Annotated in this window: 11 protein-coding genes and 2 pseudogenes; 2 read left to right on the forward strand and 11 right to left on the reverse strand. The window is 72.8% G+C overall.

The genetic code is table 11. The features are described from left to right. Positions 1–16: 16 nt before the first annotated feature. From B5D66_RS14605 to B5D66_RS14620, 4 genes are all read right to left on the reverse strand, one after another. Positions 17–1,378: a four-carbon acid sugar kinase family protein gene (locus B5D66_RS14605; protein WP_078762279.1), complete on the reverse strand. Its 1,362-nt coding sequence runs from the start codon at positions 1,376–1,378 to the stop codon at positions 17–19. 10 nt (positions 1,379–1,388) lie between these two features. Beyond that, on the reverse strand, positions 1,389–2,729 hold the full coding sequence (locus tag B5D66_RS14610) for a GntP family permease (RefSeq protein ID WP_078762280.1): 1,341 nt from the start codon (positions 2,727–2,729) through the stop codon (positions 1,389–1,391). 15 nt (positions 2,730–2,744) lie between these two features. Continuing rightward, positions 2,745–3,557 (reverse strand): DeoR/GlpR family DNA-binding transcription regulator, encoded by an 813-nt coding sequence (locus B5D66_RS14615; RefSeq protein WP_235001003.1) that lies wholly within the window; start codon positions 3,555–3,557, stop codon positions 2,745–2,747. Between the two features lie 203 nt (positions 3,558–3,760). After that, entirely contained in the window at positions 3,761–4,912 is a 1,152-nt protein-coding gene (locus tag B5D66_RS14620) for an MFS transporter (RefSeq protein ID WP_235001011.1), read from the reverse strand. 196 nt (positions 4,913–5,108) lie between these two features. Between B5D66_RS14620 and B5D66_RS14625 the strand changes: the two genes are divergently transcribed. Then, complete coding sequence (locus B5D66_RS14625; protein ID WP_078762282.1) at positions 5,109–6,032, forward strand: LysR family transcriptional regulator; 924 nt, start codon at positions 5,109–5,111, stop codon at positions 6,030–6,032. Positions 6,033–6,116: 84 nt separating this feature from the next. Here B5D66_RS14625 and B5D66_RS14630 read toward each other — a convergent pair whose 3' ends face one another. The 7 genes and pseudogenes from B5D66_RS14630 to B5D66_RS25760 all read right to left on the reverse strand — a co-directional run bounded on the left by B5D66_RS14630 (position 6,117) and on the right by B5D66_RS25760 (position 14,706). Next, a complete protein-coding gene (locus B5D66_RS14630) occupies positions 6,117–7,202 on the reverse strand; it encodes a Gfo/Idh/MocA family oxidoreductase (protein WP_078762283.1) in 1,086 nt (361 codons plus the stop codon). A gap of 90 nt (positions 7,203–7,292) precedes the next feature. After that, positions 7,293–9,704, reverse strand: a complete 2,412-nt coding sequence (gene lon, locus B5D66_RS14635; protein ID WP_078762284.1) for an endopeptidase La — start codon at positions 9,702–9,704, stop codon at positions 7,293–7,295. 278 nt (positions 9,705–9,982) lie between these two features. Beyond that, positions 9,983–11,326 carry a lanthionine synthetase C family protein gene (locus B5D66_RS14640; RefSeq protein ID WP_078762285.1) on the reverse strand — a complete coding sequence of 448 codons (1,344 nt, stop codon included), beginning with the start codon at positions 11,324–11,326 and terminating at the stop codon, positions 9,983–9,985. Then, a complete protein-coding gene (locus B5D66_RS26140; RefSeq protein WP_268805390.1) occupies positions 11,323–12,348 on the reverse strand; it encodes a thiopeptide-type bacteriocin biosynthesis protein in 1,026 nt (341 codons plus the stop codon). Before B5D66_RS26140 ends, B5D66_RS14640 begins: the two co-directional genes overlap by 4 nt. Further along, positions 12,343–13,185: pseudogene (locus B5D66_RS26145) on the reverse strand (lantibiotic dehydratase); the annotation flags it as partial. The pseudogene B5D66_RS26145 and the gene B5D66_RS26140, both read right to left, overlap by 6 nt. Positions 13,186–13,276: 91 nt before the next feature. Further along, positions 13,277–14,395 (reverse strand): annotated as a pseudogene (locus B5D66_RS26570) (lantibiotic dehydratase family protein); the annotation flags it as partial. Between the two features lie 146 nt (positions 14,396–14,541). Continuing rightward, the gene (locus tag B5D66_RS25760; RefSeq protein WP_200813651.1) at positions 14,542–14,706 is read right to left on the reverse strand and encodes a hypothetical protein; all 165 of its coding nucleotides are present in this window, start codon (positions 14,704–14,706) and stop codon (positions 14,542–14,544) included. A 411-nt stretch (positions 14,707–15,117) separates the two neighbouring features. On the opposite strand from B5D66_RS25760, the gene B5D66_RS14655 reads away from it, so the two are divergent. Beyond that, the gene (locus B5D66_RS14655) at positions 15,118–16,464 is read left to right on the forward strand and encodes an ABC transporter substrate-binding protein (RefSeq protein ID WP_078762288.1); all 1,347 of its coding nucleotides are present in this window, start codon (positions 15,118–15,120) and stop codon (positions 16,462–16,464) included. Positions 16,465–16,540: the final 76 nt, after the last annotated feature.

Consider the following 16,540-nt stretch of genomic DNA (forward strand, 5'->3'; position numbering starts at 1 on the left):
CGCCCGGATGAGTCGGTCAGTCGCGCGGCCGTCCGCCGCTGATGAGCACGTGCTCGGAGACCTCGGAGCGCACGTTGCGCAGCCGGGTCTGGACCGCGCGGCGCAACTTGGCGAAGCACTCCAGGATGGTGGTGTCGTCACCGATGAGGCCGCCCTTGGTGACGATGGGGATGCCGTCCAGGGGGCCGCCGCTCAGCGTCCCGTGGACCGCCAGCGGGACGACCTCGCCGCCGACCTCGAAGGCGTGCACCCCGAGCTCGTCGAGCACCGCCGAGGTGACGTCGCCTCCGCTGGTGTACAGCCCGCTGGGCAGGCCGGTGGCCCCGGCGGCGCGCCCGGCCTCCTCGACGACCTCGGTGACCAGCTCGGCGAGCAGGCGCGGCAACGCGCGGCGGGACTCGGCCGGCAGCTCCACCACGTCGCCGGCCGAGGTGGCCGTACGCAACACCACGACCTCGGGGAAGACGGCGGTGGTGAGGTGGTCGGTGAGGGCCGCGGCGAGGTCGTCGCGGTGCTCCTCGTCGCCGGAGGCCAGCCTGGTGACGTCCACGTCGACGAAGCGGACCGGTCCGGTGCGCGCGACCGCGTCGAGCTGGCGCCGGGTCAGCTCGGTCGCGCTGCCGACGACGGCGAGCAGGGGGCCGGCCGCGTTGCCGCGACCGCCCAGGCGCAGCGCGTCGGCGAGCAGCGCCCCGGCCGGGCCCGGGTCGACCGACACCCAGACCGTCCCGTCCCTGCGGTGGGCCTCTGCCGCGGCCGTCGCGATGTCGGCGAGGTGCTGCTCGGTCAGGGCGTCGCACAGCACGATGGGCTCGTCCCCCGCCACCAGGTCCGCGGTGAGCATCGCGTGGGTGACCTGGCGGATCGGGACGTGACGCACCGCCAGGTCGCTCTGCTGGGCGATGATGTCGGTGACGATGCTGGTCCGCATCGGGCTGAGCGGGTCGAACGCGAGCTCGGTCCGCTCCAACGGGACACCGTCGAGAAGCTGGACCCCGTCGGCGGTGACCCGCCCGGACGAGGGGAAGGCCGGCGCGAACAGCGCGCGCACCCGCGTGCCGGCGGGGAAGCGTTCCCGCACCGCTCGCCAGGCGGCCTCCAGCTCGGCCCCGATGTTGCCGCGCAGGGTGGTGTCGGTGCGCTTGACGACCAGTCCGACCGGCCACACCGCCTCGATCACGTCGGTGACGAGGTCGGCGGCCTGCTGCGGCGGCAGGTGCCGGCTGTCCAGGTTGGCGATGACGACGTCGTAGTCGTCGGCCACGTGGGTGACGTGCTCGGGCGCCACGGTTGCCACGCGCATCCCCATGCGGGCGAAGCGCGCGCCGGTCGCGTTGGCGCCGGTGAGGTCGTCGGCGACGACGAGGACCTGAGCCATGACGGTCTCCTCAGTTCAGGATCAGCGCCGCGACACCCAGCAGCGGAAGGCTGGCGAGCCACAGCGTGGTGGTCATCCCACTCCACATCTTCATGGCGGCCACGCCGGACAGCCCGGTGAACCGCGTGACGACCCAGAAGAAGGAGTCGCTGAAGTAGGAGAACACCATCGAACCGGCGCAGGCCGACAGTACGGCCAGCGTCGGGTTGACGCCGGCGGCCTCGACGATCGGGGCGCTCAGCGTGGCGGCGGTGATGATCGCGACGGTACCCGACCCCTGCGCGACGCGGACGAAGCTCGCGATGAGGAACGGCATGAGGAACATCGGGACGGGCCAGCCGGAGACGGCGTCGGCGAGCGCGTCGCCCACGCCGGACTGGCGCAGGACCTCGCCGAACGCGCCGCCGGCACCGGTGATGAAGACGATCATGCCGGCCGAGGCCGCGGCGGCGGTCAGCCAGCCGAGCACGGTCTTGCGGTCGGTGCCGCGCGGCGGCAGCAGGTAGACGGCGATGGCCAGGCCGATGAGCAGGGCGATGGCGGGCTCGCCGAGGAAGGCGAAGACGGTGGCGACCGCGCTGCCCTCCATGGCGGCACCGGTGACGGTGTTGCCGACGATGAGCAGCAGCGGCAGCAGGAGCGGGATGCTCGCGCGGAAGGCGCCGATCCGGGGGTCGGCGGGCTCCTTGCCGATCTCGTCCTCGTCGGCGTCGCCGACGAGGGCCGGGTCGAGCTGGGACTCCAGGCGCGGTCCCACGATGCGCGCGTAGGCGACGACGACGGGGATGAGGGGGATGACGAACAGCAGGCCGGCGAGGATCACCGAGCCGAGGTCGGCGCCGAAGAGGCCGGCCGCGGCCAGGGGGCCGGGGGTCGGGGGCACCATGTGGTGGGTGATGGCCAGGCCGCCCGCCAGCGCGAGGCACAGCGTGACGATCGGCCTGCCGTAGCGGCGGGCCAGCGAACGGGCCAACGGGTGCAGGATGACGAACCCGGAGTCGCAGAACACCGGGACCGAGACGACCGCGCCGGTGGCGGTCATGGCGACGTCCTCGCGTCCTTTACCGGCCATCCGGACGAAGAGCTTGGCGAGCGCGTCGGCACCACCGCTCTCCTCCAGGATCTTGCCGATCATCACGCCCAGGGCGATGACGACGCCGATACCGCCCAGCGTGCTACCGAATCCCGTGCTGATGTGGTCGATCAGCTCGGTGACCGGGACTCCGGCCACCACGCCGGTGACCAGCGCACCGGCCAGCAGGCCGACGAACGCGTCCAGTCGCGACCACAGGATGAGCGCGACAACCGCGGCGACGCCGAGCGCCAGCGCCGCGAGCAGCTGCAGTTCCATACTCGTTCTTCTTCCTTAGCCTTCCGCCGGCGTCATTGCCGGGGAATCGGGACCGAGGGGAACGATGAGGGGGGAGCATCGCGGGTCCTCGGTGAGGGAGGCGCGGTCGTCCTCGGTGACGCCCTCGTCGGTGATGACGGTGTAGGGGCCGGGGACGATCGCCCAGTGCGGGAACGGCGCCGCGCCGATCTTGGTGGAGTCGGCGACGACGACGGTGTGCCGCGTGCTGCGCATCTGGAGTTCCTTGACCGCGGCGAGTTCGGAGCTGGCGCAGTTGAGGCCGCGCCCGGGCACGAGCCCGTCGGCTCCGATGAAGGCGATGTCGGCGGTGACGCGGTCGAGGACGGCGCGCGCGTAGTCGCCGACGATCGAGCCGCGTCGCTGCCGGACGTGTCCGCCGATCAGGATGACCTCGACGTCCTCGGCGTCGTGCAGCGCCCACAGGGGGCCGATGCCGTTGGTGACGATGGTCAGCCCGGAGCGGTCGGCGAGGCGTTCGGCGACGAAGGTGGTGGTGCTGCCGGCGTCGAGCAGGACGACGGCGCCGTCCTCCACGAGCTCGGCGGCGCGCTCGGCGATGCGCCGTTTGGCGGTCGCGTTGCGCTCGCTCTTCTGCGTCCACGACAGTTCGGTGGTCGCGCTGACCGGAACCGCGCCTCCGTGGGTGCGCACCACCTTCCCGGCCTGCTCCAGCTCGCTGAGCCCACGCCGGACCGTCGAGGGACTGACGCCGAGGGCGTCGGCGAGATCCTCGACGCGTTGGATCCCCTCGGTGACGGCGTCCAGCAGCCGCTGGTGGCGTCCCATCGACTCCTCCTGCCAGGTCATGCGCGTAACGTTCGCCCCATCATGACCTTTTTGCTCATTTTACGCAAGATGGAGGTTTCAAATGCGTGAAGTGCGCACCACGCGCATACGCGGACGCTCACAACGCGCGCCGATCCGATGGCGCAACGCGAACACGGCCGTGGCGCCGCGCGTCACGCGGCGCCACGGCCGTGCCGAGGGATCGGGGCCGGAGCGACCCGGGTTCAGCGGGCGGCGGGAACGGGGAACCGCACCATCACCCCCGAGAGGGCCGCGGCGGCGCACAACGCCACGACGTAGCCCACGACGCCGCCCCAGCCGAGGTGACCGTAGACCACGCCGCCGAGCCAGCCGAACAGACTCGACCCGAGGTAGTAGCCGAGGGTGTAGAGCGCCGACGCCTGGGCGCGGCCGGTCGTGGCGCGGTGTCCCACCCACGCCGAAGCGGTGGTGTGGGCGGCGAAGAAGGCGAAGGTCATCACCAGCAGCCCGACGACCACCGCGATCAGCGAGGTGACCGCCAGTCCGACCATCCCCACGACCATGCCGGCCACGCCCGCCAGCAGGATCGTGTGCCGGCCGAGCCGCCCGGTCAGCCCGCCCGCGATCGCCGAACCCGCGGTGCCCGCCAGGTAGGCGACGAACAGGAAGGCCACGACGGTCTGCGAGACGCCGAACGGCTCCCCCAGCATCCGAAAGCCCAGGTAGTTGTAGACCGTCACGAAGGCGCCCATGAGGAACAGCCCCTGGCAGTACAGCGCCACCAGGCCGGGATCGCGCAGCGCCCCCGCCAACCGCCGCAGCAGGCCGGGGCCCGTCCCACGCCGGACCGGCGTGAACCCCCGCGCCCTCGGGACGGCGACGGCGAACACCACGAACGCCACCAGCCCCAGCGCGGAGTCCGCCGCGATCCCCCAACGCCAGCCGCCGAAGTCGGCCACGACCCCCGAGAGCAGCCGCCCGGTCATGCCCCCGATGGTGGTGCCCGCGATGTATCCCGCGGCCGTGCGGGACAGGTCCGCGGGGTGGATCTCCTCCGCCAGGTAGGCCATCGCCACCGCGGGAACTCCGCCGAGGAAGGCCCCCTGGACCGCGCGCAGCGCGATGAGGGCCCACAGTTCAGGAGCCAAGGGCGCGAACAGCCCGAGAAGCGTGGAGACCGCCAAGGCCGTCATCATCACCTGGACCCGGCCGAACCGGTCGGCCGCCCCACTCCACAACAGGACGAATCCGGCAAGGCCCCCGGTGGCGAAGGAGACCGTCAACGCCGTCTGCGCGGCCGAGGCGTCGAAAGTGGAGGCGAGCCCGGGAAGTACCGCCTGGACCGCGTAGAGCTGGGCGAAGGTCGCGACCCCGGCCGCCCCCATCGCGGCCATGATCCGCCGGTGGCCACCCGTTCCCCGCCGCCACCCCTGCCAGGAGGAGGCGCCGTTCGTTCCGCGGGCCGGGTCGTCCCCGGACTCCTGGTCCGCCGAAGTCATATCAGTCGAGGTCGAGGTCACTCCCTCGACGTTAAACACGGCCATTCCATACGTCCAATACATGGATATCGGATGTTCGATACTGATACGCATGGATGGTCAGGAGATCCGCCGCATCGCCCACGTACTGGCGCCCCGGCTCCGCATGTTCGAGGCCGTGGCCACCCACGAGCACATCACCCAGGCGGCGGACGCACTGGGGGTCCCCCAGCCCACGGTCAGCCGCGCGCTGGCCCGCCTTCAGGAGGAACTGGGATTGGAGCTGCTGGAACGCACCGGACGGGGCGTCCGGCTGTCACGGGCCGGCCGGGTCCTCCTCCCCCACGTCCGACGGGCGCTGGAGACCCTGGCCGAGGGGGCCGCCGAACTGACGGACGCCTCGGCCGGCCGGGTGACCCTGGCGTTTCCGCCGACGTTGGGCGCCGAGGTCGTCCCCGCGCTGATCCGCGGATTCCGCGCGCGCCATCCCGACGTGCGCTTCGCCCTCATCCAGGACGTGTGGGCGGCGGCGATGCACCACCTACGTGACGGTTCGGTGGACCTGGCGCTGACCTCTCCACTGCCCGCCGAACCCGGATTGGACACCCGGGTCCTGCACACCCAGCCACTGCGGCTCGTCGTCCCGGACAGCCACCCGCTCAACGGACGCGAGCGGGTGGCGCTGCGCGCGGTGGCCCGGGAGGACTTCATCGCGCTCAAACCCGGGCGCGGCCTGCGGCACCTGACCGACGACCTGTGCCACCGGGCCGGTTTCGCGCCCCGCGTGGCCTTCGAGGGCGATGACATCGACACCGCCCGCGGTCTGGTGGCCGCGGGGCTGGGCGTGGCGGTCCTGCCGCCCCACCGGTACGGCCTCCTCCCCGGGACCGGCGAACTCGTCATCGACGACCCCGGCGCGGTGCGCACCCTGGGACTGGTGTGGCGTCCGGCCGGCTACGAGCCGCCCGCCGTGGCCTCGTTCCGCGCGTTCGTTTTAGAGGAGGGGGCCCTCCTCGTCGCCGAGGGACTGGCCTGACAGGCCGCTCCCGAAGGGCACCGCCGGCGCGCGCCGCGCGGCGGCGAGGAGGCCGGGGAGGGCCACCGCGCGCCCTCCCGTGGATCAGTCCGCCTCAGACTTGGCGGACAGGTGCACCGCCCGTCCGGTCCGGGCGCTCTCCCGCGCCGCCTCGATGACCTCCAGGCCGTGGACGACCTCGTGCAGCTCCACCGGAAGCGGCTCCCCCTCGCCCACGGCGTCGCGGACCGCGGCGTAGAAGGCCGGGTAGTCGCCGCGCTCGCTGGCCACCGCGAGCAGATCGCCCTCGACACCGAGCGCGCCCCACTTGACCATCGGTTCCTCGCCCCAGTCGGCGGCGTCGGGGCGCTCGCCCCGCTCCAGCCGGCGCTCCTGGCCGTCCAGACCGCGGATGCTGAACGCGCCACGGTCGCCGAGGACCCGGAAGCGGGGCCCCAGCTGGGCCGCCAGCGCGCTCATCCACAGGTGGGAGCGCACACCCGAGGCGTGGTGGAGCGAGACGAAGGCGTCGTCGTCGGCAGCCACCCCGGGGCGGCGGGAATCGAGTTCGGCGTAGACCGTGGCCACCGGTCCGAACAGGTTGATCGCCTGGTCCACGAGGTGCGGCCCCAGGTCGTAGAGCAACCCCGCGCCCTCGTCGGCCGTCCCCCGCTCGCGCCAGGTGTCCTTGGGCTGGGGCCGCCAGCGCTCGAAGCGCGACTCGAAGCGGTGGACCTCGCCGAGCTTCCCGTCGTCGATGAGCTTCCACACCGTCAGGAAGTCGCTGTCCCAGCGCCGGTTGTGGAAGGCCGTGAGAGGAAGGTCGCGCTGCTCGGCCTCCTCGGCGAGCTCGCGCGCCTCGGCCGCTGTCAGCGCGAACGGCTTGTCCACGACGACCGCGAGGCCCGCCTTGAGCGCGGCACGCGCCAACGGGACGTGGGTGGCGTTGGGGGAGGCCACGACCACGATCTCGAAATCCTCGGCCCGACGCCACAACTCCTCGACCGAGGCGAGCACCTCGGTCTCGGGATAGCGCTCGCGCACCCGGGCGGCCCGCTCGGGGTCGCCGGTGACGACCGCCGACAGACGCAGGCCGGGCGTGGCATCGATCAGGGGAGCGTGGAAGACCTCACCGCCCTTGCCGAAGCCGATCAGGGCGACGTGGAGCTCGGGGGCGTGCGCAGACGTCATGGGTCCAATCTAACGGGTCGTCCGGGATCTCCCCCGCCCCGCCGCCGGCGGGACCGGGGCGCCGTCCGCGACGGCGCCCCGGTGCGACCGTCACGCGGCCACGGCCTCCGTGCGCCGCGCGGGCTGCAACGCGATCTCCACCACCTCGCGAACGTCGTCCACCAGGTGGACGTTCAACCGGGCCAGGACGTCGGCGGGCAGGTCGTCGAGGTCCGGCTCGTTGCGCGCCGGGATGATCACGTTGGTGATCCCGCTGCGCAGGCTGGCCAACAACTTCTGCTTCACCCCGCCGATCGGCAGCACCCTTCCGGTCAACGACACCTCCCCCGTCATCGCGACATCGGAGCGGACCGGGCGCCCCGACAGCAACGACGCCAGGGCCGTGGTCATGGTGATCCCCGCGCTGGGACCGTCCTTGGGGACGGCGCCGGCGGGCACGTGGACGTGGATCCCCCGCTCCTTGAGATCGCCCACGGGCAGCCCCATCTCGGCGCCCCGCGAACGCAGGTAGGAGAGCGCGATCTGGGCGGACTCCTTCATCACGTCGCCGAGCTGGCCGGTCAGGGTCAACCCGCTCGCGCCGGACTCGGGGTCGGCGAGCGACGCCTCGACATAGAGCACGTCACCCCCGGCGCCGGTGACCGCCAGGCCGGTGGCCACCCCCGGCGCGGTGATGCGCTCCGCCGGCTCCGCAACGTGGCGGGGCCGGCCGATGTAGTCGGGCAGGTCCTCCGCCGCCACGGTGACGGGGAGTCCGCGCTCCCCGAGGGCGACGGAGGCGGCGATCTTGCGCAGCACCCGGGCGATCGCCCGCTCCAGACCGCGCACGCCCGCCTCACGGGTGTACTCGGCGGCCAGGCGACGCAGCGCGTCCTCGCCGAGGAGCGCCTCCTCGGCGTCCAGCCCCGCCCGCTCCAACTGACGCGGGAGGAGATGGTCCCGGGCGATGACCACCTTCTCGTCCTCGGTGTAGCCGTCGAGCCGCACGAGGTCCATGCGGTCCAGCAACGGGCCGGGAATGGCCTCGACGTCGTTGGCGGTGGCGAGGAACACCACGTCGCTGAGGTCGAGGTCGACCTCCAGGTAGTGGTCGCGGAAGGTGTGGTTCTGGGCCGGGTCCAAGACCTCCAGCAGCGCGGCCGCCGGATCCCCGCGGAAGTCGCTGCCGACCTTGTCGATCTCGTCGAGCAGCACGACCGGGTTCATCGTGCCCGCCTCCTTGATCGCGCGGACGATACGGCCGGGCAGCGCTCCGACGTAGGTGCGGCGATGCCCGCGGATCTCGGCCTCGTCGCGGACGCCGCCCAGGGCGACGCGGGTGAACGCGCGTCCCATCGCGCGGGCGACGGACTCCCCCAGCGAGGTCTTGCCGACACCGGGCGGTCCGACCAGCGCCAGCACGGCCCCGCTGCGACGGCCGCCGACCACCCCCAGGCCCTTGTCGGAGCGGCGCCGGCGCACCGCGAGGTACTCGACGATGCGCTCCTTGACGTCGTCCAGACCCGCGTGGTCGGCGTCGAGCACCTCGCGCGCCTCGGAGACGTCGTAGGCGTCCTCGCTGCGCTCGTTCCAGGGCATGGCAAGCACGGTGTCCAGCCAGGTGCGGATCCAACCGGACTCAGGGGAGGCGTCTCCGGCCCGTTCCAGCCGGTCCACCTCGGCGAGAGCGGCGGTACGGACGTGCTCGGGCAGGTCCGCGGCCTCGACCCGCTCGCGGTAGTCCGCCTCCTCGCTGGAGGGCCTGCCGGACAGCTCGTCGAGTTCCTTGCGGACGGCCTCGAGCTGGCGGCGCAGCAGGAACTCGCGTTGCTGCCGGTCCACCCCTTCCTGGACGTCCTTGCGGATGGTCTCGGTGACGTCGAGCTCGGCCAGGTACTCGCGGGTCCACTCGATCAACCGGCCGAGGCGTTCGGCGACGTCGTACCCCTCCAGCAGCTCCAGCTTCTGGGAGGTCTTGAGGAAGGGGGAGTAGCCGCCGCGGTCGGCGAGACGTCCGGGGTCCTCCAGCTGCTGGATCCCGTCGATGATCTGCCAGGCCCCACGCTTTTGCAGGTAGGTGGTGAGCAGGGTCTTGTACTCGCGGGCGAGTTCGCGGACGCGGCCGGGGTAGCCGCCTTCAGGCGGTTCCTCGTCGTGGACCACGGCCAGGACCCACAGCGCGGTGCCGGGGCCGGTGGTGCCGCTGCCGACACGGGCCCGGGCGACCCCCCGGAGTACGGCGGCCGGCTCGCCCTCGGGGGTGCGGCCGACCTGCTCGACGACGGCGACGGTGCCCACGGCCGCGTAGGAGCCGTCGATGCGCGGAACGATGAGAACGCGGGACTTGGGGGTGGCGCGGATGCCGGACGCCGTGGCCTGCTCCTCTTCTCCGGCCCTGGCGGCGTCGATGGCGGCGCGGACCTCACTGTCGGAGATGCCGACCGGCACGACCATGCCGGGCAGGACGACATCGTCGTCCAGTGGCAGGACGGGCAGCGTCACGGCGGTCTGCGTTTCGGTCATCTGACCCTCCTTGTTGAGTCACTAGCACTCAATAAAGAAGAGTCTCCCTTTGTTCCCTGTTTCCTGTTCGCCCTGAGCGATCACGGGCAACCCCTCGGGGAGACCGGTTCGGGGCCCTCCTGCCGAGCGCGTGTCCCGGGTCCCGGATTGCCGGCGAGCCACGCCACGGCTCCGGGCACCCGCGGCGCCGTCCGCATCCCGCCGCGTTGGCGCGCCCGGTGGCGAAGCACCCTGGAGGGCGCCGCGAAACGCAGGGCGTCATGTCCCGGGAGGCCGCCTCAGCGGAGGAGGAGCAGGGTGTCCCAGCCGCTGGCCGGCGGACGGCCGGTGGCGTAGGCGTGCAGGGCCAGGGCGATCCCCGCGGCGCCGTCGAGGAACCCCGGCATGTCCAGATCGAGGTCGGCGGCCGGCTGGTGGAAGCGGAACCCGAACGGGGCCTCGGGATCGAAGCCGGCCAGCAGGCGTGCCGCGCTCTCCTCGACCGCCGGCCCGAAGCCGGCCTCGGGGTGGTCGGCGTGGAACAGGCCGAGCAGGTACAGGATCCCGGCCCGACCGTGGCAGAGGGCGTCGTCGACCACGCCCCAGTCCGCGACGGGCCTGCGGAGCATGGCCCGCACCGCCTCGAGACCGGCCCCGACCCACTCGGGCCGTCCCAGGGCCCGCCCGGCGAGGTCGAGGGCGCGGGCGGTCCCCACGGCCCCGTAACACCACGAGGGACGCGCCGGCAGGGGCGTGGGCCAGGCCCGCCGGTCCGCGTAGTAGCGCAGTGGCATGTAGGCGGTCCAGTACGGTCCGGCGGCGTCCTCCTCGCGCCACTCCAGCAGCCACCGCGCCATGCCCTCGATCGCCTCGGCCTGCCCGTCGACCCGGACCCCCTCCTCCCAGGCCAGGGAGAGCAGGGCCAACGGGCCGGGGACCCCGTGGGCGAGACCCAGGTTGACCTGTCCGTCCGCGAACTCCTCGGCGACACGGGTGCGGGAGGTGGCGCCGAACCACCACCCGGGCACCTCGACCCCTCGGACCGACAGTGGCAGGCGCAGGGAGACCAGACAGCCCAGGGCCGCGCGCAGGGCGGCGGCCACGTCGGGGGCGGCGGCCCTGCGCCGGTGCAGCAGATAACGGCCGACTCCGCTGAGGCCGCTGAGGACGTCCACCAGCGCCGGGTAGGTCGGTTCCCCGGCCGCACGGGTGGAGACGTGCAGCGCCACCAACCGGTGGGCGTGCTCGGCCATACGGGCGTCCGTCCGGGCCAGGAGCCCCGCGTAGTCGCCGTCGGCGCCCGCGGCGACACGGGCCGCGGAGGCCAGCGCGCCCACTCCGGCGAACGCGCCGTGCGCGGGTCGGGCACGGGTGGCCGCGGCCGACAGCTCCAGGTACCTGTGCGCGTTGAGCCGGTGTCCCTCACTGTCGGGGGCCGAGAGGCCCAACTCGGCGGGTAAGAGCACGAGCCCGGGATACCCCCGGTTGAGCGAGCCCGGCTCCCACAACGGGGACCGGGACTCATCGACCCCGCGACGCCCGGCGTTGGCCCGGGTGGCCGCGACGACCGCGTCGGGATCGCTCAGCCGCCGGGCGACCTCCTCCACGACACGCGCCGCACGGACCCGCTGCGGAGCGCTCATCGGGCCCCTCCCCCCGTCCGGCCCACCCTGGTCCGGACCGCGCTGCGCAATAGGCCGTAGGAGCGGCGCTCCGCGGCGGGGTCCATGCCCAGCAGCCGGTTGGCGTGCATGTGCAGGAGGCCGGCGACGGCCGTGGCGGCCGCGGGGGAGGGCCGTTTCGAACCGCCGATCCCCAGGGCACGACCGTAGGCGCGGGCCGCCGCGGCGCGGGCCGGCCAGTGCGCGAAAAGCTCGTCCGCCCTCCCCGGCGGTCCGGCGAGTCTGCGGCACCGATCCGGGTCGGCCAGCGGGGCGGCGGTCCGGCGTACCGTGGGGGCGACCTCCTTCTGCAGCTCGATGGGGTAGGTGTCGAGCACCCAGCCGCACCAGTCCCACTCCCCCAGGCCGCGCAGGAGTTCGGCGTGGTTCATCGCGGCCAGCGTCTCCAGGGGCGGGGCGGTCACCCCCCGCGCGCGGGCGGCGAGCTGGCCGGCCACGACACGGCTGTCGGCGTCGAAGAGCCGCTCGGCGTACTCGATCGCATCGGGACCGCCGTAGCGGAGGACCTCGGGTTCGTAGGTGTCGAGGACGACCTTGCGGATCACCCCGCGTTCGGTGACGGCCGCCGCCCAGGCGTGCAGGGCGGGCAGGACGGCGGAGAGCAACCGCTCGGGCCGCCCGTGCAGCCGCAGCCGCAGATGCGGGGCCGGATCGACGTAGCGCAGGAAGAACCAGCGGTCGACGTCGGCCTCCACCGTGGAGAGGAAGGCCGGCAGGTCGCGGACGAGGAGCGCGTCCATGCGGTCACGGGCGACGTAGACCTTCGCATAGAGCCACTCGCCTCCGGGCGGGTGGGCCACCCGTGGGGCGAGCCGGGCCGGTGCCGGGGCCGGCGGCCCGGGGCGGAGGGACAGCAACGGCACCACGACCTCGGCGGCGTGACCGTCGCTCCAGCCGGATTCCGCCGGATCGGCGAGGGGGGACTCCTGAAGCAGCGGGACCGCGCGTTCGCGCAGCTGGGCGCGGAGCAACCTCCGGTGCATCGGCGCGCCGAGGTCGAGGTCCAGGTGGCGGTCGAGCGCGCTGACCCGCAACACGTCGGGGACGCCCAGCCGCTCCCGCCAGGCAGCGAGGGCGCGCTCCCACGCGCGTTCCGGCAGCGCGGGGTCGCACAGTGTGGGGTCCGGCCGCCAGCGGGCGGGCGCCAGGACGCTGCGGCCCCGGCGGACCCGGGGAAGGTGGGGCAGCGCGTCCAGACGGCCCCACTGCCACGGCGCCCAGGGACGGACCCCGCTCATCGAGACCGCCGCGAGGAAGCGGGCGATGTTGGGGGCCTCGGTGACGATGTTGAGCATGGTGGGACGGATGACCCTCACCTCCCGCCCGGTGGAGGCCAGGGCCAGGTAGAGCCGTTCGCCGGTGGCCCCCACGGCCAGATCGCCGAGGTCGACGGGATCGCCCGCCCCGTCCCGCTCCACCGGGAAGCAGCCCACCGCGACGGCCCTGGGGGCCAGCAGCGGGGTGCGCGCGACGTTGCCCGAGCGCGCCGCGTAGGGCTGGAAGAACAGGTGGGCGGTGAGGGGCCCGTCCCCCCGCTCCGCGTGCAGGCCGGCCAGTTCGCGTTCGAGGCCGAGGAGGTGGGCGAACCTCCCGGCCATCGCCCCCGCGGTGTAGGAGCCGTTGGCCACCACCAGTCGGAAGTCCCCCTCGGCGAGGGCGTCCGCGGAGCGGGCGAGTATCTGGACGCACAGGTCGAGTGTCGGGGAGGGCGGGACCTCCTCCCCCTCCCCCGAGAGGGCGGCGACCAGCCCGTCGTCGAGGACGAGCTCGCTGCCCGGCCCGGCGGCGAGGGCGGCGTGGAGGGCGTGTCCCAGCGTCTCGTCGCGGGAGGCCGGGTAGGGCGTGGCGGCTTCGGGCGGGGCGGGGCGGTCCCCGGGGGGGCATCCGGTAGCCGGCGGGGACTCCCAGGCCGAGGTGGGGGTCGAGCAGCTCCCGGACGGGCACCAGACGACCGATCCCGTACCGGTCCAGGAACGCCCGGTGGTAGTCGGCGAGCTGGGGGGTGTGGGCCGCGCCCGCGGGGGCCAACCGCCACAGCACGTCGGCGGCGCGCGCCGCCTCGACCGCGACCTCCTCGGGAAGGCGGAAGTCGGCGTCGAGCCGCAGGTCGACCTGGATCGGGGGGCGGTCGCCGGGCAGGCCGGCGGAGCGCATCCGCCGCATGGCCGTGACGGCGTCGCGCCAGCGCTCCCCGCCCTCTCCCGGCGCGGTGGCCGCGTAGGCGTCCAGCAGCCGCGCCACCTCCCGCACTTCGATCGCCACCGGGGCGTCGGTCTGCGCCAGGCGCTCACCGAGGTGGGCGAGCGGATCGGGTAGGTCGGTACGGGACGCGACGTCGGTGAGGAGGATCTCGCGGTCGACGAGACGGCCGATGAGCAGGTCGACGTCGTCGGCGGCGGCCTCGGGGAAGCGCGCGCGGACCGCGGCGCGCAGCTCCGCGAAGGTCAGGGGCAGGCGGGCGGCCTCGACCGCGGCGCGCACGACAGGGGTGAGGCCGACGGTGAGCTCGTGGGCCACCGGGCCGCTCCGATGGCCGTCGGCCTCGCGGACATAGGGCAGGACGAGCCGGTCGCCGCGCCGGTGGCACAGGTTGTTGACGACGAGGAGGAGGCCGTCCCGCGCCTTGGGGTCGTGGTGGAGATCCGAGGTGAGGCCGGCCAGCCAGGCGGTGTCCGGCCGTGGCCGCTTGTGGTGGCGGGCGCCGATGCGGATCTCGGTCGGCGCGCCGAAGGACGCCGGGGCCACTCCGGCGAGCAGTCCGAAGGGGGTGGTGCGCCGGGTCATCCGCAGGAGGTAGCGGGTGACGGAGAGCACCGCGCGATCCACCCTGGCCTGGTCGACAGGGCGGCCGGACTCGATGCGGGCGATGGTCGCGGCGAGGGAGGCGCTGGAGGTCTGGATCGCCTCGCGGACGACGGGGTCGGCGACGAGGTCGAGCAGGAGGCGCGCGGATCCGCGCTGGTCGGCGGCCGCTCCGTCCGGGCGTGCCGTGACGGCCACGGCGGGGTGACGCAGGGGGAGCGCGGCCATCCGGACGACACCGAAGGACGCGGGACGGTACACCGCCCCATTCCGGGGATCACGCGACACTGGGTTCCGTTCGTTCGCTCACCGGGCCGCCCCGGTCCCCCATTGCCCGAGGCGGACAATGGGGGTCGTTCTTCCTTGGCCGAAGGTCAGCAGCAGGGAATGCACATCGCGATTCCCGCGGCGTAGGTGTTGACCGTCGTGGGGGTGAGGGCGGCGTTCTCGTCGAGTTCGCGGGCGGCGTCGGGGTGAACAGGGGTGTCGTCGGTCGAGGTGACGAGTTCGACGTCGAGCTCGAACAGGGCGCTGGGCATATTCGTCCTCCTCGGCGGGAATGCGGGTCATTGGCACCCGACCCGCAGGGCGAAGCAAATATAGGTACCACCATTCGCGTAATACAACCGTTGACAAAACAACGTCGATATGGGCGTGGAAACGACACGGCGTCACGACGCTTCCCCGCCGGCCCACCCCGACACGCCGACGAGATCTGGCGGTTCGCCGCGTTTCGCAAGGTCCCGGGGTCGTGAGTTGCACCACCCGCCCCATGAACGGATACGCCCCCGGAAAGGTCAGACCCGCTGACCAGGCGCATCGCCATGTGTGACACAAACGTTACGACAGAGAGCACCTATATATGTGGACAACGTCACTCAAAACCACTTCCATCAGACGAAACAACCCCGGTCTACACCACACCATCCGGCGGTACTGGAGGTACACGCATGACCACGCCCGCGCGCCGCCGCGCGACCATCGCGGCGTCACTCCCCCTACTGCTACTCGCCGGTGGCTGTTCCTACCTATCGGGCGAATCGCAGGGAGCCGACCCCCAATCCGCCGACTGCGACGCCTACGAGCAGTGGCAGGGACACGACGGCACCACCGTTTCCATCTACGCCTCCATTCGCGACCAGGAGGCCGAGCTGCTGGAAGAATCCTGGTCGGAGTTCTCCTCGTGCACCGGTATCGACATCGCCTATGAGGGAAGCGGCGAATTCGAGGCGCAGATCCAGGTGAAGGTCGACGGCGGAAACGCCCCCGACCTCGCCTTCTTCCCCCAACCCGGCCTACTCGCCCGTTTCGCCCAATCAGGTGACGCCATCGCGCTTCCCGAAAGCGTGCGCGCCAACGCGGAATCCGGTTGGAGCGAGGACTGGCTGAACTACGCCACCGTCGACGGAGAGCTCTACGGAACGCCGTTGGGGGCCAACGTCAAGTCGTTCGTCTGGTACTCCCCCGGACTCTTCTCCGACAACGGCTACGCGACGCCCACGACCTGGGACGAGCTGATCGAGATCAGCGACGCGATGGTCGAGGACGGCATCAAGCCGTGGTGCGCCGGCATCGAGTCCGGTGACGCCACCGGCTGGCCCGCCACCGACTGGGTCGAGAACATCATGCTGCGCGAACACGGCCCCGAGGTCTACGACCAGTGGGTCGACCACGAGATCCCCTTCGACGATCCGGCCGTCGCCGAGGCGCTCGACCGCGTCGACTCCATCCTGCGCAACCCCGACTACGTCAACGGCGGCCACGGCGAGGTGCAGAGCATCGCCACGACCTCCTTCCAGGACGCGGGCACCCCCATCCTCGACCGGCAGTGCGGCATGTACCTGATGGGCTCCTTCTACGCCGCCCAGTGGCCCGAGGGGACCACCGTCGCCGAGGACGGTGACGTCTACGCCTTCAACCTGCCGCCCATCCAGGAGGAGCACGGCACCCCGGTGCTCGGCGGTGGCGAGTTCATCGGCGCCTTCGCCGACCGCCCCGAGGTCGTCGCGGTCCAGGAGTACCTGTCGACCGTGGAGTACGCCAACAGCCGCGCCTCCCTGGGCTCCTGGTTCTCCGCCCACCGCGACCTCGACCTCGACCTTCTCGAGGCCCCGACCGACCGACTGGGCGCCGAGACCCTGCGCGACTCCGAGGCGGTGTTCCGGTTCGACGGCAGCGACATGATGCCGGCCTCGGTCGGCGCCGGAACGTTCTGGCGCGGCATGACGAACTGGATCAACGGCGACGAGACCGAGGAGACCCTCGCCTACATCGAGGAATCCTGGCCCTCCTCCTGATTCCCGCTGCCCCCGAGGCGGGCGACGGCCCCCGTCCCCGCCCATCCCTCCTCCCGTAAGTCCGTCCCGGGCGCCG

This window comes from Marinactinospora thermotolerans DSM 45154, assembly GCF_900167435.1.
Taxonomy (GTDB): Bacteria; Actinomycetota; Actinomycetes; order Streptosporangiales; family Streptosporangiaceae; genus Marinactinospora; species Marinactinospora thermotolerans.